The organism is Aliiglaciecola sp. NS0011-25, from assembly GCF_040370605.1.
Taxonomy (GTDB): domain Bacteria; phylum Pseudomonadota; class Gammaproteobacteria; order Enterobacterales; family Alteromonadaceae; genus Aliiglaciecola; species Aliiglaciecola lipolytica_A.
Window position 1 is genome coordinate 83909 of record NZ_BAABWR010000005.1, and the last position, 22682, is coordinate 106590.

Annotated in this window: 17 protein-coding genes; 6 read left to right on the forward strand and 11 right to left on the reverse strand. The window is 42.9% G+C overall.

Going from position 1 to position 22682, the window contains the following annotated elements:
* Positions 1–17: 17 nt before the first annotated feature.
* From ABWV72_RS05965 to ABWV72_RS05975, 3 genes are all read right to left on the reverse strand, one after another.
* On the reverse strand, positions 18–2603 hold the full coding sequence (locus tag ABWV72_RS05965) for a M14 family zinc carboxypeptidase (RefSeq protein ID WP_353369301.1): 2586 nt from the start codon (positions 2601–2603) through the stop codon (positions 18–20).
* Positions 2604–2610: 7 nt separating this feature from the next.
* The gene (locus ABWV72_RS05970) at positions 2611–4191 is read right to left on the reverse strand and encodes an N-acyl-D-amino-acid deacylase family protein (RefSeq protein ID WP_353369303.1); all 1581 of its coding nucleotides are present in this window, start codon (positions 4189–4191) and stop codon (positions 2611–2613) included.
* A 68-nt stretch (positions 4192–4259) separates the two neighbouring features.
* The gene (locus ABWV72_RS05975) at positions 4260–7304 is read right to left on the reverse strand and encodes a TonB-dependent receptor domain-containing protein (RefSeq protein ID WP_353369305.1); all 3045 of its coding nucleotides are present in this window, start codon (positions 7302–7304) and stop codon (positions 4260–4262) included.
* 323 nt (positions 7305–7627) lie between these two features.
* Here ABWV72_RS05975 and ABWV72_RS05980 point away from each other — a divergent pair, with 323 nt between their 5' ends.
* From ABWV72_RS05980 to ABWV72_RS06000, 5 genes are all read left to right on the forward strand, one after another.
* A complete protein-coding gene (locus tag ABWV72_RS05980; RefSeq protein WP_353369307.1) occupies positions 7628–8524 on the forward strand; it encodes a LysR family transcriptional regulator in 897 nt (298 codons plus the stop codon).
* Positions 8525–8613: 89 nt separating this feature from the next.
* Complete coding sequence (gene dgcN, locus ABWV72_RS05985) at positions 8614–9612, forward strand: N-acetyltransferase DgcN (RefSeq protein WP_353369309.1); 999 nt, start codon at positions 8614–8616, stop codon at positions 9610–9612.
* A complete protein-coding gene (dgcA, locus tag ABWV72_RS05990; protein WP_353369311.1) occupies positions 9609–10601 on the forward strand; it encodes an N-acetyl-D-Glu racemase DgcA in 993 nt (330 codons plus the stop codon). The genes dgcN and dgcA overlap by 4 nt, the downstream gene beginning before the upstream one ends.
* Before the next feature lie 513 nt (positions 10602–11114).
* Entirely contained in the window at positions 11115–14087 is a 2973-nt protein-coding gene (locus ABWV72_RS05995; RefSeq protein WP_502902121.1) for a TonB-dependent receptor, read from the forward strand.
* Between the two features lie 191 nt (positions 14088–14278).
* A complete protein-coding gene (locus tag ABWV72_RS06000) occupies positions 14279–15259 on the forward strand; it encodes a leucine-rich repeat domain-containing protein (protein ID WP_353369313.1) in 981 nt (326 codons plus the stop codon).
* 154 nt (positions 15260–15413) lie between these two features.
* On the opposite strand, the gene envZ is transcribed toward ABWV72_RS06000, so the two are convergent.
* The 6 genes from envZ to ABWV72_RS06030 form a co-directional block, all read right to left on the reverse strand.
* Complete coding sequence (gene envZ / locus ABWV72_RS06005; RefSeq protein WP_342805750.1) at positions 15414–16706, reverse strand: two-component system sensor histidine kinase EnvZ; 1293 nt, start codon at positions 16704–16706, stop codon at positions 15414–15416.
* Between the two features lie 39 nt (positions 16707–16745).
* Positions 16746–17468: an osmolarity response regulator transcription factor OmpR gene (gene ompR, locus ABWV72_RS06010; RefSeq protein ID WP_216047831.1), complete on the reverse strand. Its 723-nt coding sequence runs from the start codon at positions 17466–17468 to the stop codon at positions 16746–16748.
* A gap of 169 nt (positions 17469–17637) precedes the next feature.
* A complete protein-coding gene (locus tag ABWV72_RS06015; protein WP_353369316.1) occupies positions 17638–18621 on the reverse strand; it encodes a Gfo/Idh/MocA family protein in 984 nt (327 codons plus the stop codon).
* On the reverse strand, positions 18621–19523 hold the full coding sequence (locus tag ABWV72_RS06020; protein WP_216047833.1) for a phosphoribulokinase: 903 nt from the start codon (positions 19521–19523) through the stop codon (positions 18621–18623). Before ABWV72_RS06020 ends, ABWV72_RS06015 begins: the two co-directional genes overlap by 1 nt.
* Positions 19524–19624: 101 nt before the next feature.
* On the reverse strand, positions 19625–20017 hold the full coding sequence (locus ABWV72_RS06025) for a cupin domain-containing protein (protein WP_353369318.1): 393 nt from the start codon (positions 20015–20017) through the stop codon (positions 19625–19627).
* Between the two features lie 26 nt (positions 20018–20043).
* Positions 20044–20472 (reverse strand): ion channel, encoded by a 429-nt coding sequence (locus tag ABWV72_RS06030; protein ID WP_216047835.1) that lies wholly within the window; start codon positions 20470–20472, stop codon positions 20044–20046.
* A gap of 75 nt (positions 20473–20547) precedes the next feature.
* On the opposite strand from ABWV72_RS06030, the gene ABWV72_RS06035 reads away from it, so the two are divergent.
* Complete coding sequence (locus ABWV72_RS06035; RefSeq protein ID WP_342805744.1) at positions 20548–21156, forward strand: 3'-5' exonuclease; 609 nt, start codon at positions 20548–20550, stop codon at positions 21154–21156.
* Here the strand turns inward: ABWV72_RS06035 and ABWV72_RS06040 are convergent.
* Both ABWV72_RS06040 and purD read right to left on the reverse strand, forming a co-directional pair.
* Positions 21136–21372 (reverse strand): VF530 family protein, encoded by a 237-nt coding sequence (locus ABWV72_RS06040; RefSeq protein WP_216047837.1) that lies wholly within the window; start codon positions 21370–21372, stop codon positions 21136–21138. The genes ABWV72_RS06035 and ABWV72_RS06040 overlap by 21 nt on opposite strands.
* 1 nt (position 21373) lies before the next feature.
* Entirely contained in the window at positions 21374–22660 is a 1287-nt protein-coding gene (gene purD, locus ABWV72_RS06045; RefSeq protein ID WP_303500310.1) for a phosphoribosylamine--glycine ligase, read from the reverse strand.
* Positions 22661–22682 lie beyond the last annotated feature (22 nt).

Below are 22682 nucleotides of genomic sequence, written 5' to 3' on the forward strand. Positions count from 1 at the left end.
TTGCCTGTTTTTACCGATTAAGGCGCAGTAAATAGGGTTGAGAAAAATAGACTGTTTAGAAACAGCTTCTCTGTGCCATAAAAGTATCCGCGGAAATTAGGATCATCAGTAAATAATATAACACTGCCCTTGCCTTTTCTTTCTGCTACCAAGCTGGTTTTGCCTGCTAATTGCTGTTGGTTTTCAGCAGAAGCGTAGCCACTTAATAGTGAATTCTGGGCAATTTTTATTACACTGGCGTAGGGATTTTTAGGCGGTTCAAATGCTAAAAGACCGCTACGTTGGCTGGCAATCTCGCGGCGGGTATATCCGTAACCTAGTGGGTGACTAATATCTAAATCACCGGCCATAACCGCACCACCAATAATATCTTGTGCCTTAACCATTGCCTTATTTGAATAATCAATTCGCGATTGTGAGGCTAATTTTCCTTTGCCAATGTCAGCCACTTTAATATCCAGTAATTTTGTTCCTGCCCAGCGCGCACCATCACCGATACCAACCAGAGATCCGCCCTTCCTTACCCAAGTTGAAATCTTCTCTTGTAGCGAATTACTGATATCTGAATATTTTCCATCCGTCATGACTAGGTGGGTATAGGCTGACAAATCCGCACTAGAAAGTTTACTTTTATCTAGTAAAACAACAGGCATATGCATACGTTTATCTAACAGGTGCCACACCTCACCAGCCTGATAGGGAGACATTCCAGGCCCAATAACCAGTGCGACTTTTGGTAAAGTGACAGCGTCAATACTATTGCTGCCCAAATCCATACCTATGCTGGTGGTATGGGAGCTGTTTAATGCGTAGGCTTTTACCCCATCATGAATTGCTGCCTGCTGGATTATGTTATATAAATTTTCGCCGTTTACGTTTGCATTAGCACCTATCTGCTTGAGCACCGGCACTATGACACTGCCCCGTCCAAATGCTTGGATACCTTTATCAGTTTGTGCCTTAAAAGGTTCAGTGGCAATGCGCGGTAGATATCCCTGCTGCAGTAGCGTATTTAGTACTTTCGGCGCGTTGTAGTGGCTCCAATCAAAAACATAGGCGACATTTGCCCTGCTTGGTGGTTGCTGTGTTGGGAACTCGACTGTTATAGCTGAACCAGCTTTATATCTAGTGCGAGTTAGAGGCTCGAAGTCAATCCCAAAAGCAAGGGGCAATGTCCATCCAGACACATCATAAAAGGTATTATTTTCAAAGGTGGTTATCTTGGAAAACAGACCTTTAAGCATACGATAATTGGCCTGCTTTGACTCCACGATAAACGCTTCGTTTTTACGAAATGTTTTACCGTTCACAGCAAAATCTTTTGTCAGTGGTTTGATCTGGATTTTGTTGCGAGTTAATAGTTGATTGAAATGGAACAATCTTACTGGATCTTCAGGGGCGCTGTAGATGTATGCTTTTATGTCATCTTGTGCGGCCATTTTAGCCGAGTTGCTGGCAAAATCCTGTTGAAATGAAAGCAGTGCTTGGCGCTTTTCAGCGGCATTTTCCAGAAGCGCTAAGGCCACATGGTAATAAGTTCGAATATTATCCTCAAATGACAACACACCTCGGGGCGTGTCGAGCAAACCTGCCGAGCTAGCCTGTTCAAACAATATTCCCAAGCTGCCAAACAAATGAGGATATGTCGCGCCTTTGCCTAAATAAAAATTGTCGTAAGACTCTTGATTAAAATATAGCTGAGCTTCGCTGTCCAAAAAGTCTCGCGGTCCTTGCACTACATCGCTGAGTAATTGCATGGCCTGATCATTAATCAGAGGATGCACTCTATCCGGTGCGCCAGGATGAAAATAAAACGACTTATATGAGCGCATTTCATGGAAGTCTGCGACTATGTTTGGTCGCCATTGATGAAACTTACTGACCCAACCCACAGGTTCGGGCTGTTGCTGTAACATCCATTGTCTATTCAGATCAAACCAGTAATGATTAGTTCTACCTGAGGGCCAAGGAGAGCCATGTAAAGCGTGATTAGGATCGGTAATCGTGACATTCGATGAATATTGCCAATTCCACGTCGCTTCACGGTTGTTACCATCTGGATTAAAGCTGGCCGTGAGCAGAATGACACTGTTTTTAAGTAAGTTATCGATCTCTTCCCCTTGGGCCGCAGCTAAATGATAAGCAATCGGCAAGGCTGAATCGGTTGAGCTCACTTCGCCACCGTGCACACCAAAATTAATCCAACTAATTACTGGCATATCTGCGCTGACTGTACTTTTACCTTTAGGGGTTTGTATGGCCATGTGGTTCGCTTGAATTTGCGCTAAATTGGCCATGTTTTGCCGGGAGGTTATGGTTAAAGTAACTATTGGTCGATTTTCATTACTGTAGGCAATTACTTCATATTTGACTCGCTCAGATTGCGCCGCTAGCTGACGAAAATAAGCTGTCAGCATATTGTTCTGGACCATCTTTTGACCTAACCCATGACCTAAAAAGTCCTCAGGGGTAGTGACGCTAGGATCGAAAACCGTCGACGGCGAATAAAAGCTGTCAGCCTGAGGGGCAGCATTGGCCCTGGGACTAACGGAAGCGGTAAATAAAAGCGCAACACTCACGAGCGCTAGAAAATAGTTCTGCATGGTTATTTTACCTTGATGCTGAAGATTGACGGATGGGGTGTCCTGCTAAGGTCTGATTAACGACGCTTTGTTCAATGACAGGTTGGCCATTAACGATTAACCATTCTACTCCCTCACTAAGTTCGGTAGGCTGTAAGTAGCTCGCTTTTTGCTGATAAGTCTCAGGATTAAATATTACGATATCGGCAACGTAACCCGCTTTCAATTCGCCTCTGCCTGTCAATCCAAAGGTTTTAGCAGGTAAATAACTACTGCGTTGAATAAACTCTTGGGTGCTTAACCAACCTTTCTGTTTAACATATTCACGAAACTTTTTGGGGAAAGTGCCATATTTTCGAGGATGGCCAGTGCTGCCATCGGAAGAGGTCATTACCCAAGATTGCGTCATATAAGCTTTCATATCTTGATCAGACATATTGAAACTGGCGACCCGCGCATTACCTTCTAGAATAATTTGACGAGCTGCATCAATTGGCTCAATCTCCCACAAACTTGCAACCTCGGCTAGGGTTTTTCCGCGTATGTCGGGGCGTTTGGGATCACTAATGAGTAACGACTCTGCGCCGCCTCTGCGTCTTAAATTTTCAGCCATTTCTAATTTCAAGGTTGGCCATAGTGCGTCATCTTCCATTCGAGCATGATACGCTTCTTTGCTACCTGCCATGATATATCTTGGTACCAAACTACCTGCTACGCTGGTTCCTGAAGCGCGCCAAGGATATTGATCTGCAGTAACGTCGATACCTTGTTGCCGAGCTTCGTCTATTAACTTGATCACCTCTGCGCTTTTACCCCAAACGTCAACGCCTAATGATTTGATATGCGCAACGTGCACGGGAATGTCTGCTTGTTGACCAATTTGAATGACTTCTTTAATTGCGTTAACCAGCCCTATGCTGTAGCTGCTTTCGTCGCGAATATGACTGTCATAGGCACCATTATACTGGGCTGCGACTTTTGCTAGTTCAACCACTTCACTGGTCATCGCGTAATTACCGGGTACATAATACAAGCCTGTTGAAAGTCCTAAGGCTCCGGCTTTCATTGCTTGTTCTACTAGGCTTTTCATTTGCTCAAGCTCAGCATCGGTTGGAGCGCGATCTTCTATGCCCATGACCGCTTTACGAATTGAGCCATGACCAACGTAGAGGGCGACATTTGTGCCTATTCCTTGTTGTTCATATTGATTAAGTTTTGCCGCGACATCAACGCTACCGCCACCATCGACATTGCAAAAAACAGTGGTTACACCTTGGGTGGTGTAGTTCACATTTGTATTCGGGGAGTCTTTACCAAAATCATTGCAGGCATGGGTATGGGTATCAATAAAACCTGGCGCTATGATGTTGTCACCTGCATCTATGGTTTGTGTGGCAGTAATATGCGCAGGAAGCGTATCGCTAATAAAAGAAATATTGCCTTTATCAATGCCGATATAACCTGAAAATGCTGGTTGCTCATTACCAGTATAAATATTTTTACCTGTGATAATCATATCGATTGATTCAGATTTTTGAGTGCAAGCGGCACAGGATGTGATTGCTACAAATAATATTGAAAAGAACCGCAGTCGGCAATTGTTATACATTTTAGGGATTACTCTATAGTGAAAAAGGGCGACTAAGTCGCCCGATTAAAGTGTAAAAAAAACGCTGCTTAATCGAAGCTCATGCTTAAATTAAGGTACAAATAACGTCCTTCAGCGCTGTGCAGACTGGCGTCGTAACCGTATGTTTCATCGGCCAATGGTGGCGCTTTGTCGAATAGATTACGTACACCTAAACGCATTTTTGTACCTTCTAATGAACCTTGGTCGAAAGTATATTGACCGTAGATACTAAAGGTTGTCCAGCTATCGACTGTCCAGAACTCGCCTGAGTTATCATTAACGGCGCTGGTATCGTAGAAATCACCTACATATTTACCGTAGATCCCAGCTCCCCAATTATTATAGCGCCAAGTAATAGTAGTACTTGCTTGCCATTCAGGACGGCCATCTAATTGAATTAAATCACCCACATCGTCTAATGTTAGACCCAGTTCTTGTAATTTTGCGGATTCAGAATCGATTGATTGATACGCTTTTAACAACTTAGCCGCGTTAAACTTAAATGAGAAGTCACCGATGCTGGTATTGTTTAACTTATAGTAAGCGCCAATATCGAGACCTTCGGTGGTGCGCGAATCAAGGTTTTCAAATAAACCAATAATCTCACTCATATCACCCACAGCTTCTAATCCAGAACCTTCATAAAAAGCGATGTCATCAGCGTTCACTTCTTCACGAATAACGTTAGGGTTAGAACTGCCATTTAAGCGCTGATAATAATCTAGGTCAGCAATATTTTGGTAAGAGCGGATTCCAATTAAGTCTTCTTGCTCTATGCGCCAGTAATCCGTGGTCAATGTTAAGTTATCGATAAATTCAGGTGTGAAAACCAATCCTAAGCCGTAGTTGTAGTCTTTTTCTGGATCAAGTTCGGTGTTACCCAAACGAATGTTCTCAGCACTATCACCACTGCTGCATTGACTGATACTGTCTAACTCACCTTTGTTGATCTGGGCTTGGCAACGATAGTAATCAACCGGGTAGTTAACTCGGGTGGTACTTGCTGTGTGCAATTGCTCTAAGTTAGGAGCGCGAAATCCTTCAGCATATGAACCGCGAATCTGTAGTGATTCAACTGGATACCAACTAAGAACGGCTTTAGGTTTGAATACATCCCCAACATCATTGTAGCGCTCATAACGACCAGCTACTTGGAAGTCTAGTTTATGGACTAACGGAATTTCCATTTCTGGACTAATTAACGGACCTGCAAATTCAACGAAGGCAGATAAAACATTACGTGATCCATCCGCATTAGGTTGTCCACTGGAGCCCATTACGTCTGATTCATATGCTAAGCCAGTCACATCATCAGTATAGACAGTGGTGCCGTTTAATCGGTCATCATAAATATTTTCGAAGCTTTCATAGCGCCATTCTGTGCCAAAAGCTGCTCCAACATTACCTGCTGGCAAACTAAATAGATTCGCATTGGAAAATTTGAAATCAACTAAACCCAGCGCTGTTTCGCCAGACCGACTTACATCGATAAGAAAACTATCGATAGTCTCTTGTGAGTTACAGGTTGCGCCACAGAAAGTGTTATATGCACTTTCATCGAGACGATTCACGGCATCTTGAAACAAACTTAGACTAATACGATTATGGGTTGTATCAACGGTTTTTGCTTTTGAATACAAAGCCGCGGAATCCCACTCCCAATCCTTGTATGAACCTGTGGCACCACCTAGTACACGATAAGATGTATTTTCGACATTGATATTACGGGTACCCGCATCGACTACGCGGTAGGCATTAATTGATATGTCTAAACCTTCAGCTGGGGTGTCATAGCCAGAAAGTCTATTTGGACCACTACCAAGAGGGTTCCAATAAGCTGTGCTGGCAATGGTGACCGGAGCTGAGGTAAGTGTTGCAGTTTCTGCACGTTGAGAGTTTGATTCAGCCCAGTAGTAACCTAACTCACCGTATAAACTAACGTCATCGTTCAGTTCATGATTTAGGTAAACAAAGGTGTTTAAACGCTCAGTTTCTGGGATCATGGTGCGAACACTGTTGGTATTATAGGCTTGCGTATTGGTAGTAATACTGCCGCTATCTAAACATAAACCATTAGCTAGAACACATTGTTGGTTACTATCGGTTGCATCTACAGGTTCAACATGAAAACGTCCTGCGGATGAGGTTAGGCCTGTAACTGACTGACTTGCATCAAATCTTCCCCAAGGCGTTGTGGTAGATGTATTTCGGAAATTGGTATCACCTTCCCAGTCCGTTCCTACTAAGAAGCTACGTTTATCTGCATCGGCGGCATAGTCGATTTCGGAAGCCATCACTTCTGAACCATGATAATAGTTGATTGCAGTGGTGATGTTGGTCATGCCATCGTTAATGTCCCAACCAGCTAAGGTATTTATATTTAACTTTTCTCTACTGGTATTTTCAGCCTGACCATATTGAACGTCAAATTTATAGCCGGCGAAATCTTTACGCATCTCAGTGTTAACCACACCCGCGACGGCATCAGATCCATATATCGCTGCTGCACCGTCATGCAAAATCTCCACTCGGTCAATGCCCAGTACAGGGATTGAGTTCATATTTACGGTTGTAACAGGTACTGAATTTTCAGTTTGGGTACCAGGGTGTTGTACCATTCTTCGGCCGTTGAACAGCACCAAGGTATTACCAGTACCTATACTGCGTAGGTTGATTGACGCTACATCACCGCGAGATTGGTATACGCCGCTAACCACGTCATTACCGTTAAAATTAACGCTGCCGTTACTTGGAATAGATGCAAATAATTCGATTCCAGAAGTCGCGCCAATCGCTTCTATATCGCTGGCATCAATTAATGTGACGGGCAAAGCGCCTGTTATATTTGCGCCCTTGATGCTGGAACCTACAACAATGATTTTTTCTACATCTTTAGATTTTTCATTGCCATCTACGGTTGAGTCAACTTGTTCTAGAGTAGTTTGTTGGGACTGCTTTTCGAGGGATAAATTATCTTGACTGTTTTGCTGATTCGCTGCAGCTATTCCGGAAATTGAAAGTGACCCGATAGCGGCAAGTATCGCTATATTTAGCTTACTTTTGCGATAGTGTGATGTGTTGGTCTTTGGCATTATCTGTTTTCCTAGGTTCTTTCCTAATTTGCTTAGAAAGTTATTATTTTTGCGAGTACTACACTCTACAATTATGTTTATGAACACAATTAATAAAAAATCTGCTAGTTATAGCCTATGGTTATGGGCTGACACACAAAGGCTTCCAATAATTGACTTGGTGAGTATTGCTGTCCGCGGTACGCTTATGATTATTTTTGAGTGTTATCGCTGGCTATTTTTCAATTTTTTAAAGTTTAAAATAGGGGTTGGGGCACGCTAAAATTTATGCTGCCAGATTATCCCCTATGGTATCCTAAAATTTATTCAACTTGGAAAAATTAATGCGTTTACGTCATATCGAAGTCTTTCATGCTATTTACACTACAGGCTCAATTACTAATGCGGCTAAATTACTTTATGTATCTCAGCCTTCGGTTTCTAAAGTGCTATCTCATGCAGAACAACAATTGGGGTTCGATTTATTCCAACGTAATAAAGGTAAGCTTATTCCAACGAGTGAAGCGAAAACACTTTTTCCGGAAATCGATAAATTATACAAACAGCTTCGTTCGATAAACGCATTAGCAGAAAATATTAATCGCCGTGATAGTGGCGTCATCGATATTGCATTAACCCCTGGCCTTGGTTTTGGTGTTATCCCTCGTTCGATTGCTAAATTCAGGGAAGTGCACCCCCATGTTCAGTTTAAATTACAAACTATGCACAATGATGACGCACTGCAAACTTTGTTAGAACATAAGTGTGACCTCGCGCTACTTTATTCATCACCTCCTCTACCAGGAATTGAAGAAGTTGAATTAGGCAGCAGTGAAGTGGTTATTTTATATCCCAAACAATCGTTTCCTGCAGACACTAAAATTGTTAGCGTTGAGTCTCTGGCGGAACAGGAATTAATTAGTATCTGGGATAGTGGCCCACTCGGTGATTTAGTCTTAGATCGCTTCGAGTCTCTGGGCATGGAAACTCACAGTAATATGCAGGTTGATACCTACTACATCGCTGCAAGTTTGGTCGATAAAGGAATGGGCTGCTGTACTATTGATAAACTCACAGCAATCAGCAATATCACTGATAATGTCGGTGTCTCGCCGTTTAATCCCCCTTTGGATTTCAAAATAAAAGGGCTACATTTAGAAACGCGACCGCTATCTCGGATTTGTGAACACTTTTTGGATTTTGTCAGGGCCGAATTGAACCTCGTCTATAACCAGCAATAACCTGGAGTTATGACTCACCTAAATCATACTAATTTAGTTCGCATAAAATATCTTTAATATGGAGTGATATCTATTTTAAAGGAATCTTGATGAATATTAACTATCCGTATTTGCTATTTGTAGGAGACGCTACGGATTCGCTTAGCATTAAAATGGCTCGAAGTGCTGCTGATTGGAGTCCTGAAAAATGCTTAGCTGAATACCGCTTGCCAGGTTGCAGTGTTACTACAGGCTGCCCATCAATGAATATTCAAGAGGCGGCTAAAGCAGGGGCCAAAAGCTTTGTGTTAGGCTTCGCTAATAGCGGAGGATTCCTTGACTCAAGTTGGATACCTACAATACTCGAAGCAATGGATGCTGGTATGGATATTGTGAGCGGTTTACACGACAAGTTAACCGATATTCCAGTATTGCAGCAAAAGGCTGACGAGCTTAATCTTCAACTGATTGATATTCGTCATCCCGTCACTCGGTTTAGAACGGGAACAGGTAAAAAACGTCTTGGTAATCGCCTTTTGACCGTTGGCACAGATTGTTCGGTTGGCAAAATGTACACTTCTCTTAGTCTCACTAAAGAGATTCAGGGAAGGCAACTTCCAGCCACCTTCAGAGCAACTGGACAAAGTGGAATTTTGGTGTCGGGAACAGGTGTGGCCATTGATTGTGTTATTGCCGATTTCATTTCTGGCGCTGCAGAAACGATTAGTCCAGAAAATAGCGCTGATCACTGGGACATCATAGAAGGGCAAGGTTCCTTGTCTCATCCAGCTTTTGCTGGCGTAAGCTTAGGCTTGTTACATGGTTCACAGCCAGATGCGCTGGTGGTTTGTCATGCTCTAGGTCGACAACATATGCGCGGGCTTACTCATCAAGCATTGCCTTCTATTGAACAAACCATTGCACTTAATTTAGCCGCTGCTCAACTTACCAATCCGCAAGCGCGGGTTGTCGGTATTGCAGTGAATACATCTTCTGTTGATGCTGATTCAGCATTACAAATATGCAAAGAGATCAGTCAGCAAACCGGTTTACCCTGTAGTGATCCAATTCGTCACGGAGTGACTTCTATCGTAGATAATTTGCTATGAGTTTAGATATTCGCGTTGTTACTGAAAGTTTTCCACTGATTACTCCTTTTCGGATTTCCCGTGGCGAAAAAACCGCCGCCGACGTAGTGGTTGTCTCTATAACTGATGGCAAATATCGAGGTTGGGCGGAAGCTGTACCTTATAGTCATTATGGCGAAACAATACAGGCTGTATGTAGGCAGTTAGAAAGTATCAAAGATCAGATTGTCAGCACACAACAGTTGCACCAATTGAGCAGCTTGTTACCCGCAGGTTCGGCAAGAAATGCCTTAGATTGCGCGCTGTGGGATCTGCACAGCAAACAACAGCACCGCAGTGTCGCTGAGTTAGCTGGTATGCCGCAATTATCGTCTTGTCACAGTGCGCAAACCATTAGCATTGATAGTGTTGATAATATGGCGAAAGCGGCCGCTAAGTTAGCGGCAAATAAAGTAATCAAAGTGAAGCTTGATGAGCAAGATGTGGTTGCAAGGATGCAAGCAATCCATGCAGTATGCCCAAACAGTGAGTTTATTGTTGATGCCAATGAAGCTTGGGGCATCGAGTTGTTAGAGAAGGTGGTTGAACCTTTAAGGGAATGCAAGGTGGCCCTAATTGAACAACCTTTACCCAGTGGTGATGATCAGGCTTTGGCTGATTTTAAGTCGAGTATTCCAATTTGTGCCGATGAGTCTTGCCACACCAGCGATGACTTAGAGCGATTACTTCCTCTATATCAAGCGGTGAACATCAAACTCGACAAAACCGGCGGATTGACTGAAGCATTGAGGCTACTGCGCTTAGCAAAGCAACACAATCTTAAAATCATGGTGGGCTGTATGGTTGGCTCATCTCTGGCAATGGCACCTGCTTATTTGTTGGCCGCCGAAGCTGACTTTGTGGATTTAGATGGCCCGGCTTTAATTGCTAAGGATCGTCCCGGTGGGTTTGGATTTGTTGATGGCAAGATGTGCATAAACTCGCAATCGTTGTGGGGGCAAGCTGAATAAAACCACGCAAATTCTGCTCTTGGGCCTAACCTAAGCGCGTCTAGCAAAGCAACAATAATCAATCTAAGCTAATCTACATCAGACAAGACCTCTGCTTTCAAAAGAGGTCTTATGCCAACTAAACACAGAACAATACCAACATCTATTGGATGGGCTATAGCCAACCTGACTTATTCGTTAACGTCTTTTGTGTGCTGTGCGCATTTTATTTCTCTGGGCGATCTGCTCGTCGTGTTAATTCCTTAACCCCCTAAATACTCGAATATTGACATTCTGTAATTTTATGTTAATTTAATTCAATAAACCGGTTTAGTAAACCGGTTTTGTTGTCATCTATACTCAATCAGATTGGTGACTTAGTATGAGGCCAAAATTGCTATGTATAACGAATACACAGTGCTCACTCAGCATACGCAGACGACAAACTGGTTGGCTCCGCCGTTACAACAATTTATTTACAAATAGCTAAGACATACACAATAAATATGACACTACCAAGTAAATGGAGACCACATGAAAGCGAAACTTAATAAAATAAGTTCTGTATTAAAGAGTCGTAGAACAAATACAGGAATATACAGTGCAGCGTTAGTTGCGATGCTGACAGCACCAACCATTTTGGCGCAAGAAGCGCAAGTTGATGAAGAGCTTGAAGTTATACAGGTAAGCGGAATACGCAGTGCGCTTACAAGTGCACTTTTAGAAAAACGCGAATCAAATAATCTGGTTGAAGTTATCGAAGCGGTAGATATTGGTAAATTGCCTGACCAAAACCTTGCTGAGGTTTTAGAAAATGTCACAGGTATACAAATTACGCGTTCTGCGGGTGTGGGCACAGGCGTGCAGATCCGTGGCACCAACGCAAACCGAACGGAAATTAATGGTGTTTCTACGGTTGGCTCAGGGGCTGGTCGAAGCGGCATTAACTTTGAAGATGTTTCTGCTTCAATAATTGCAGGTGTTGAAGTTACCAAAGCACCTGATGCAAAAACCATCGAAGGTTCTGTGGGTGGCACTATTAACTTACGCACCATTCGTCCCTTGCAATTAAATGAAACATTAGCCTCAGTAAGAGTGCAAGGTGAATCCAGTAGTCTTTCTACTGATGGTGTGAAGCCTCGATTGTCAGGAACCTACGGCGACAATTGGGAAACCGACATCGGTGAATTTGGTATTGTTTTTAGCGCTAGTTATGCTGAGCAAGACGTGACTGCATTCCGTCCTCGAGTTGACCGAGACAACGTTGTTACTTCAGACGGAGGTACAGTCAATGCGCAAGAGTTTGATTTTTTAGGAATTCAATTTCTTAACCAAGATTACGATAACCATGAATACGAAACAAAGAATTTTGCTGGCTCCTTAGAATGGGCTCCCAATGCGGATATGAAATTTTACTTTGATGCCGTTATCAATGATCAACAGCGCTACGCAGAAAGTATATCTGCACAGGCATCTGGTGTCAGTGACCTGATTGGTATTTCCGTGCCTAGTGAATTCGAAACCGTTAACTTTGGTAATTTAGATGGCCAAGATCTTGGCAGTATCCAAGCGGCATTAAAAGGTGTTATTCCGGTAGAAGATGGCGGTGCCGATCCCAACTTGCGCTTTGCAGGCGATACTAGTTCACGTGTAACCAAGAGTGAAATATTTAGGCTTGGCGGTGAATGGCAAGGTGAAAACTTAAAAGTCACTGTAGAGGTGGCATCCTCTAATTCTGAATCCACCAATCCAAGAATTAACACCACTCTTAACTTTATCAACCCTAATGCAGCGGTTAATTCATCTAATGAAAATGGAACCCCATTCGAATATGACTTAACCGGTGGCTCACTCGCTTTTGGTATTGCATTTGATGCGGCAAACGCACCAAGTGTAGCAGACATGATGGACCCAGCTAACTATATGTTACGGTCAGTAGACACAGCGCGAGATCTTACCGAAAACACTGAAGACGCTTTTCGAGCTGATTTTGTCTATGACTTAGATTGGTCTGTGTTTACCACACTTGACCTTGGATATCGTCATAGTAAAGCCACTAGTATGACTGACCAAATTCGTGCCAACGTTAGTTTAAGAAATTATTCAGATAGCCCGAGAGGTGATTTGTTCGCAGAGCTTCTCACTGCAGGCCCTGATAACTTTGGTGATGCAGATGGCAGAGAGTTATTTGTTAAAGATTTCCTTATGGTAAATCCTGAAATGATAACGGCCGGTCAAGACAAGGTGTTACGCATACTCAATGAAGCGGTTACTGCACATGGTGGTTCCATTCCCATTACTGCACCCACTTCAGAAGTTAACGCATTCTTTGATATTGAAGAAACTACTGACGCTATTTACGCGCAGGCAAACTTCTCAACCGAATACATACGCGGTAATTTTGGTGTCCGTTATTTAGAAACCGAAGTGGCTTCAACAGGTAACTCAATTACCACAGATGCTAATGGCGACCCTACTATTTCACAGGTCACAACCGTTGGTGACTATGATTTCCTACTACCCAGAATCAACATTGTTGCTGATGTAACAGACGACATCGTTCTGCGCGCGGGTTGGGGAAAAGATATTCGCCGACCTGACTTTAACGACCTTTCAACTTCAGTTACCTATTCAACAAGCCCTAACCCAGCCGTTTCAGTGGGTAATCCTGGCTTAGTCCCTGAAGAAGTAACCTCATTTGATATCTCTGCTGAGTGGTATTTTGCAGAAGCAAGTGTTGTGAGCATAGGTTACTTCCATAAAACACGTAAAGACTTACACGTTGGTCAACAAAACGACCCGTATGAAGATCCTGAGACTGGTTTTCGTGACATTATCGGTCCTGAGTGTGAGCAAGGCGGCATCTGGAATCCCATTGCTGATATCAATGTATTCGGTCCTGTTGGTGTAGGTGTTTGTGTGCCTTGGTCGACTACCATCAATGACACCGGGAAAACTACTCAAAAAGGGATTGAAATGGCTGTCCAGTATGATCTATCTGGCTTTGAAGATGAGTTAGGTTGGGCATCGGGCTTTGGTATTCTAGCTAACTACACCATCCAAAAGTTCGATGGTGGTGAAGCAATTGATAATGCCACAAATCGCGCGAATGCGGTCTTTGCAGCTTCAACAGGGATAGATGATATCGATGTTTCTGCTTTGCATGGATTACCGGATCTTTCTGAAAATGCGTATAACTTCACCTTGTATTACGAAAAGTACGGTCTTTCAGCACGTATGCGTTATACATGGCGTGAAGCTTATCGTTCAGAAGATTTTGGTAGTACATCTAGTTACCCTTGGGGTTTCATGGTTGTACAAGAAGACAGAGGGCAACTTAATGCCAGCGTTAGTTATGATGTAACTGAGCAATTGAACATTGGCATTGAAGCGGTGAACTTAACGGAATCAGAAGTCGAGCAATCCTGTGTTACTGAGGGTTCTTTATTGTGTTTCCAAGGACTGACAGACCGTCGTATTACATTTGGTGCTAGCTACCACTGGTAAAATGTCAGTTCAATAGCCTTAACTATTTGATATTTAATTGAGAATAATCGGGTTCATATGAAAATGTGACCCGATTATATAGTCATTTCATGAAGTTGAAATCGCACTTTATGTTCTCGAATAAATTGATATGGCCTAGAGGCGATACCTTCCCAACACTTCAAATACAGCTTACCAGGAGATCATAGAATATGAAGATGAGTAGAATGATATTCAGTGCAATCGTTTTGTTTGCACTCAGTTTTATAGCCAATTCACAAACACCTTATACCCTCAAAACAACAGATGTGACGGTAGTCGATGGAATAATTACCTCATCTATTCTTACTGACATTAATGGCAATAATCATCAACCGGATATTATTATTCCTGACATGCTCGACGGACAAAAGATAAAGGGGATTGGCGGTAATGCCTTTCAAGCAAATGGCTTAACCAGTGTGGTTTTTCCTGCCGGGCTTAAATCCATCGGCGAATTCGCTTTTCAGAATAACCGCATAAGCAAAATAGAATTACCCGCTGGGCTGACATCCATTGGCGATGCTGCTTTTGAGTTCAACAATATAACCAGTGTGGATTTGCCTGAAGGGCTGACCACTATCGAACAAAGCGCGTTTGCCACCAATAGCATAATCAGCGTGACATGGCCTGCTGGGCTGACGTCGGTTCAGAGCAGCGCATTTCGAGATAACAGCCTCATCACCGTGGATTTGCCCGCTGGGGTTACATCCATTGGTGATTTTGCGTTCCAAAATAACCGCATAGTCAATTTAACGTTGCCTGCTGGAATAACGACCATCGAGGAAAGTGCGTTTAATGTAAACTTCTTAATCAGCGTAGACTTGCCTGCGGGGCTTACGTCGATTGCGGATAGTGCGTTTAGAGATAACCGCTTAACCAGTGTGGATCTACCTGCTGGGCTTACGTCCATTGGGCACAAAGCGTTTCTTGCTAACCGCCTAAGCCATGTGGATTTGCCTGCTGGCTTGAGGTTCATTGGGGAAGATATTTTTAAAATTAACAGTGATTTGAACAGCTTTGTTTTACCAAAGGGTTCCAGCACCGGTAAAGCACTAAAATGGCAAGCCAGCGATGGAACTGTTTTCAATGCGGGAGACGTTATTTTACCTGCAAATTTTGCTCATAGTTATCGCGCTATTGTTGGCGATTAGGGCAAGCCAGAAGCACCCAATAAAACACCGAGATTGGCGGTCATATCAAGGAGTAGGGTTGTTGTAAACATGACAACAAACTTACTGCCTTGAATTATTAAAGCAAAGCATTTAAAGCTTGCGTCATCCATCAATTTGCCAATGGCTTAATCGGTTAGTCTGTGGGTAGGGTGACTCTTGCCCGTAGCCCACCTTCAGAATGATTACTGAGTTCGATTTTACCTTTATGCAGCCCTACAATACGTTTGATAATTGCCAATCCCAGTCCAGAACCGCCACTACCTCTGGCTTTATCCCCTTGAGTAAAAGGCTGAAATAAGTCTTCAATATTTTCTTCAGGGATACCTGGACCGTAATCTCGCACCTCAAAAAATACTTGTCTGTTGCGTTTGTCATGTCCGCTGGTAATCAGAATATTTTGACTGCCATAACGAAACGCATTTTCAATCAGGTTATCTAGTACGCGTTTGATTGCGACTCGTCGAATCATCAGCATTGGTAATTCAGATAAGTGGGTATCGATATGGTGATTTTCTTGAATATTACGGGCTTGAACCACATCTTCAATCAATTCGTTTAACGACAATTTTTCACGACGCTCCCGCGTATCTTGTCGAACATAATCAATAAATTGATCGATAATGTCGTTCATGTCTTCGATGTCGTGAACAATGCCTTCTTTTATCCATAATTGTTCATCAGGTAGCATTTCACTGGCTAAACGTATTCGTGTCAACGGCGTGCGCAGATCATGTGAAATACCCGCGGTTAATAACGCTCTGTCATCCTCTAACTGCTTAATTCCCTTAGACATTTGATTAAATGCACTGGTTACCGCAATCAGTTCGCTTGCACCTTGCTCTTTTAATGGCGCTGGCACGTTACCTTTTGCCACCTCTAATGCGGCAACCTGTAAGGCGTGAATCGGTTTATTCAAGCGGCGAACAAAAATCCAACCACCTGCCACACTCAAAATACCGATTACTATCAAATAAATAGTTAAGGGGGATATATCGCCTTCAGTGAAGCTAGCCATGGGAATGGATATCCACACGTTAGAGTCCTGTGGAGGATTGACCCAAATTAAGAACGGCTCTGAGGCTGAGATCCTAACGTCTGCTTCTCCACCGAGTAAATCAGAAATTTGTCGAGAGAAAAATTGATAATAAATGGCCTGTTGAAGTCCACTTTCAATGGCTTGTTTTTCTGTGTAGATTCGAATGTTTGTGGCATTAAAGATATTGTCTTGGGTTTTCGGATTGAGATAATCAACCTCTTCCAAAAATACCATGTTAATTTGTTTGGCGATTAACGAGTTTATCTGTTGATAATTTGGACGAATAAAATAATAGGTCACTGACAGATAAGAGACTACCTGATTAATCAGTAACAATACGCCAATTAATAAAACGGTTTGGCCAAATGCGCTTTTAGGAAAGATTCTCACCAGTGACTATTCAACCCAGATATTAATGAGTTGGGGCAATTACTGTGCTTCGCCATCGGGAACAAACACATATCCTAACCCCCAAACGGTTTGAATGTAGCGAGGGTTAGCCGGATCTATTTCCAACATGCGGCGTAAACGAGAAACTTGCACATCAATACTGCGCTCCAATGCGCTGTAATCACGGCCTCTGGCCAAATTCATTAGCTTGTCTCTAGACAAAGGTTCTCTGGGATGAGTAACCAAGGATTTTAACACTGCAAATTCGCCACTTGTTAGGGTGATCGCTTCGCCATCTGAAAACATTTCACGGGTAGCTAGGTTTAATTTGTATTTACCAAACTCCACCACCTGCATTTCCATCGAGGGCGCGCCAGGCGCTTCATTGGTTTTACGACGCAATACGGCTTTTGCTCGGGCTAATAATTCCCGTGGATTAAATGGTTTAGGTAGGTAGTCGTCAGCGCCCATCTCCAACCCAATTATACGGTCTACTTCGTCACCTTTTGCAGTTAGCATAATAATCGGTATTTCGTTTTCTTTTTGACGTAAACGACGACAGATCGATAGGCCATCTTCACCGGGTAACATTAAATCGAGTACCAACAAATGAAAGTTTTCACGTTCCAAAAGACGATCCATCTGCTCAGAGTTGGCGGCTGAACGCACTTGATATCCCTGCTCTACTAAATAGCGTTCAAGTAAGCTTCGCAGGCGCATATCATCATCAACAACCAATACTTTTTGTGTTTCTTGTCCCATGTCGAGCCCCAAAAGGAAATAAACCGAATATCACACCACTATAAATGAATAGTAGGGAATTCAAAAGATTAGCTAAGTAACAATGTTAAGTGGAGTGTTACAAATTGTTTGTGGGAGGGATTTCAGCGCGGTAAATTACTGAATCGCTGTGATTGTTAGAGTCACTTTTTTACAATACACCCAAAATTTTGTCCATTATCCAATTAGTGTGGCTGGCGCTTACAGCTTGACTAGGATGTTTGCTTACGCCTCGTAAATGGTCGGCCATGGCTTGAACAAACGGACCTTGAATTGGATCGGGCGTCGGCATTGCTAGGGTTTCATTGCCATCCTTGGTATATATGTTAGCCGGCTGATTACCAAAAATGGCGAATTCTATGCTGCCCTTATCAGCTAAAACCTGCATCTTATCCTGATAAAGGTGACTAGCAAAATTCCAAGTGGCGTTGCCTGTCACACCGTTTTCAAACAGCAGGTTAGCCACAATAGCGTCATGGGCAGTGTATAGCCCCTGTTGATTCGTACAAATCCCTTGTGCGTGTTGAACCCTTCCAAGAAGAAAGCTAAGGATATCTAAACCGTGACTGGCAAGATCTTCGAAGTACCCACCAATGGCAACATTTTTGTCTGTGCGCCAGTTTGGTTTTTGGCGTAGATCATTATCTGATGGCGGTCTACTGTAATGCCATGAAACTTGTCTAATTTGACCGATTTTGCCGCTACTTATTGCTTGTTTAATTTGCACAAAACCAGGTAATGAACGGCGATAATAAGCAACAAAAAGCGCCAGCTTTTGAGTTTCAAAGGTGCGCTCTATTTGTTGGCATTGACGGAAGTTTAATGCCATCGGTTTTTCTATACAGCAAATTTTATTTGCGCTGGCGACTTTTAATGCTAACTCACAGTGACTGTCAGGTGGAGTTGCTATGTAAACGGCGTCTATATTGGGATCATCTATGAGTGCTTGTGCAGATGTATAATGATTGGGTACATTATGTCGTGTTGCGAAATCTAATGCTTTTCCAGGTGTGCGAGCACTTACTCCTTGTAGCCTAAAGCCGTCGACCTGTTGGTAAGCCGGAGCACTTTTCTTTTCACAGACATTGCCACATCCAATTATTCCCCAACGGAGCGAATTGGTTGAATCGTCCACTACTTATTCGTCACCCAATCCATTTGGAAACCGGCTTTACGTTTACGTTCCAATAATTCTTCAATAAGTGGCGACAAGATCAATTCCATTGCCAGACCCATTTTTCCGCCAGGTACCACGAATGTGTTAATTCTCGACATGAAAGAACCATCGATCATTTTTAACAAATACGGGAAGTCTACATTTTTCATTTCGCGGCGGAATCTAACCACTACAAAACTTTCGTCTTGGGTCGGAATTTCTCGCGCACTGAATGGATTGCTGGTATCAACTGTAGGAACCCGCTGAAAATTCACATGGGTATTAGAAAACTGTGGGGTTATATAGTGAAAGTAGTCTTCTAAACTTCGCACAATACTGCTCATCACAGCTTCACGGGTATGACCTCGGTCAGTGGTATCCCTAATAATTTTTTGGATCCACTCTAGGTTTACAATGGGTACCATGCCTACCAGCAAATCAACGTGTTTAGCCACGTCGGCTTCGGGAGTGGTAACGCCTCCGTGTAACCCTTCATAAAATAATAAGTCGGTGTTTGCGGGTAAATCTTGCCACGGCGTAAATGTTCCAGGCATTTGATTGAACGGCACCGCTTCGTCAAATGTGTGCAAATATTGGCGATGCTGACCCGAGCCTGTTTCTCCATATTGAGCGAACAGTTTTTCGAGCATAATGAAGTCATTGGCTTTTGGACCAAAATAACTAATATGCCGCCCCTGTTCTTGCGCTTTACGTATTTCAACTTCCATTTCAGGACGAGTGAAACGGTGAAAACTATCGCCCGCCACAGAGGCCGCATTGACAGCTAAATTACGAAAAATATGCCTGATGGCATTGGTCGTCGTAGTTGTACCTGCTCCAGAGGAACCTGTTATTGCAATAATTGGATGTTTTACAGACATAGTGAACGTTTTGAGGAGTAAGGACCACTATTTATAAGCAAGCTAAGGCCAATGGTCAAGTCATTTACTTAGACAAAATTTAATTCAATTCGAATTTTGTCTTAAAAAGGTGTTGTCGTATTTTGCGTTCCTTGCCCTGGAGTGATAAACAATATGCGAGTGGGAGTAGATATCCGCGCCGTATGCCAATGATTTTTTGGAATCACGACATAGTCACCTTGTTGGCTCAAAATACGCTGTTGCTGTTTTTTATCAAAGCGGATGATTAATTCACATTGACCAGATAAAAGTATGACTATTTCATCCCCTGCTGGGTGCTTTTCCCAAGATTGCCAGTTTTCATTAAACTCATGAGCAGAGACTAATGAATGACCTTTAAAAGAGGAAAACTCATCGTCTAATTCTTGGTAAATTGAATCGCTAAGATTTTTTGTGGTGACGCTGAGATCTGGTTTTATAACAGCAAAGGTTTCAAATAGTGTTTTTGTTTGCACTTCAATTTCCCCTAGTGTCTTTATTTCTATTTACGTCTGGACTTACCCCAGGTTATGCCCATCAGCTCCACTAGAAATGCGGCGTTCAGTCCGAACACAAGAAGCCCATTTACCGCGCTGAGTGCGCCCATAATTCGCCATTGTTGGCTTAAAATCACATCTCCAAATCCAAGGGTTGTGAAGGACGCGATGGCAAAATAAAGGGATTCTTCCAATTCACTAAATTCGCCAACTAACAGAAATGCAAAAGCCCAAATCCACATGTCTATGGTCAGCCCCAGCACTATCCATAGGACCGACAGTATAATGATAATGGGGCTTTTAATATGTCTATAATCTTTGGAATCCATTTTACGTATTTGATCAAAACGAGATGATAAAATACCTAAAAAAATCACTTGAACGATAATCGTCAAAATGATGATGACAGAACCTATTACAATCTGGTTTAACATAATAATTTGACTTTGTGCATTTGTACTACATTATAAGTTTATAGACTAATTTAACTATATGCTCTGTGGAGATTGATGCAAGTTTTTGAATGCGTGCTTTTTGATACTGAATTTACCGCTTGGGTTGGGTCGAAACAGCGCAACTGGTCAAAAAGCTGGGAGCAACGGGAGTTGATTCAGCTGGCCGCAGTAAAACTCTCTGTATCCGCATCTTCAGTTTCCATATTAGCTAGCTTCAATGAGTTGATAAAGCCAACCATCAATCCGCAACTCAGTGATTACATTACAGACCTAACTGGTATTGAACAGAACATGATTGACGAACTGGGCGTAGACTTCGCATCTGCATTGACGCAGTTCCATCACTTTTGTCGGCAGGGGAAACTCCCAGTGTATTCTTGGGGCAATGATCTGTCTGTGTTGCAACAAAATTGCAAATTGTATGCTGTTGAGCTGCCAGAGTTTCAGCAAGGTTTTCATAATTTACAATTTATCGCGCGTAAATTAGGTTTGGCGGGTTTCGAGCAGTCCAGCGGTGCGCTGGCTAATTTTCATGGATTAACATTACAGGGCCACATTCACAACGCACTCTATGACGTGCGAAGCGTAGCGGCGACCCTTAATATGTGGATTAATAAGCGGGCACTTACTATCGAAAATTTGTTATTTGCAGAAGGTCGATAAGTATAGCTCTTCGACTTTCTTACGAGCCCAAGGCGTTCTTCGTAAAAACTTCAAACTTGAGCTCATGCTCGGATTTTCAATAAAGCATTTCACTTTTATGCGCCAGCCTAAGCCTTCAAATCCATATTCTTTCTGCAGTTCTTCAAGCATTTTTTTCAGGGTGATGCCATGGAGAGGATCACCCTGTTTGCCTGGTTTGTTATCTTTAGTGTCCAATTTAACTTTGTTCTCTGGCAATGGCTCGGTAGGCAATATCATCACGATAAAACATACCGTCCCAGTTTATTTTATGGACTAAATTATAGGCATTCTTTTGCGCTTCCGTCACTGAATTTCCTAAGGCGGTGGCGCACAATACTCGTCCACCATTAGTGGTAACTTTACCATCTACTAGCTGAGTACCGGCATGAAACACTTTGCCTTCAGTTTGTGACGCTAGATCCAACCCCTGAATTTCATCACCTTTTGCGTAACTTCCAGGATACCCACCTGCAGCGAGTACCACGCCTACTGCAGCTCTAGGATCAAAATCGATGCTTGCTTGATCAAGTTTGCCAGCTGTAGCCTGCAAACAAAGTGCAACTATGTCTGATTGCAAACGTAACATAATGGGCTGAGTTTCTGGGTCTCCAAAGCGGCAGTTGTATTCAATTACCTTAGGCGTACCGTCAGCCATAATCATCAGTCCGGCATATAAAAAACCTGAATAAGGATTTCCTTCACTTGCCATTCCATTGACCGTTGGATAGATAACTTCTTGCATAATTCTTTGGTGAATTTCAGGCGTGACTACTGGGGCTGGTGAGTAAGCACCCATGCCACCAGTGTTAGGACCTGTATCGCCGTTGCCAACTCGCTTATGGTCTTGGCTGGTGGCGAATGATAGGACGTTTTTACCATCTACCATAACAATAAAGCTGGCTTCTTCTCCGTCTAGAAATTCTTCTATGACCACACGGCTACCGGCATCTCCAAAGGCATTTCCAGCTAACATGTCGCGAATCGCATCTTCAGCTTCTTGCTCGGTCATAGCAACGATAACGCCTTTACCAGCAGCCAAGCCGTCGGCTTTGATGACAATAGGTGCACCTTTTTGTTTCAAATATGCCAGTGCAGGTTCAATTTCAGTAAAATTTTGATAATCACCAGTAGGGATCTTGTGGCGTGCTAAAAAATCTTTCGTAAAGGCTTTAGAGCCTTCCAATTGTGCCGCAGCCTTCGATGGTCCAAATATGGTTAACCCTTTAGCTTGAAATGCATCCACTACGCCAAGAACTAGAGGTGCTTCAGGTCCTACTATGGTTAAATCGATGGCATTTTGCACGGCGAATTCGAGTAAACCGTTCACATCATCTGCTTGGATATCGATATTGACCAATTTGTCTTCTATAGCAGTACCAGCGTTACCTGGTGCCACATAAACAGTATCTACATAGTCATTTTGAGCTGATTTGAATGCTAAAGCGTGTTCGCGACCACCGCCGCCGATGATAAGTATTTTCATGAATAGATTATCTTATTAACTG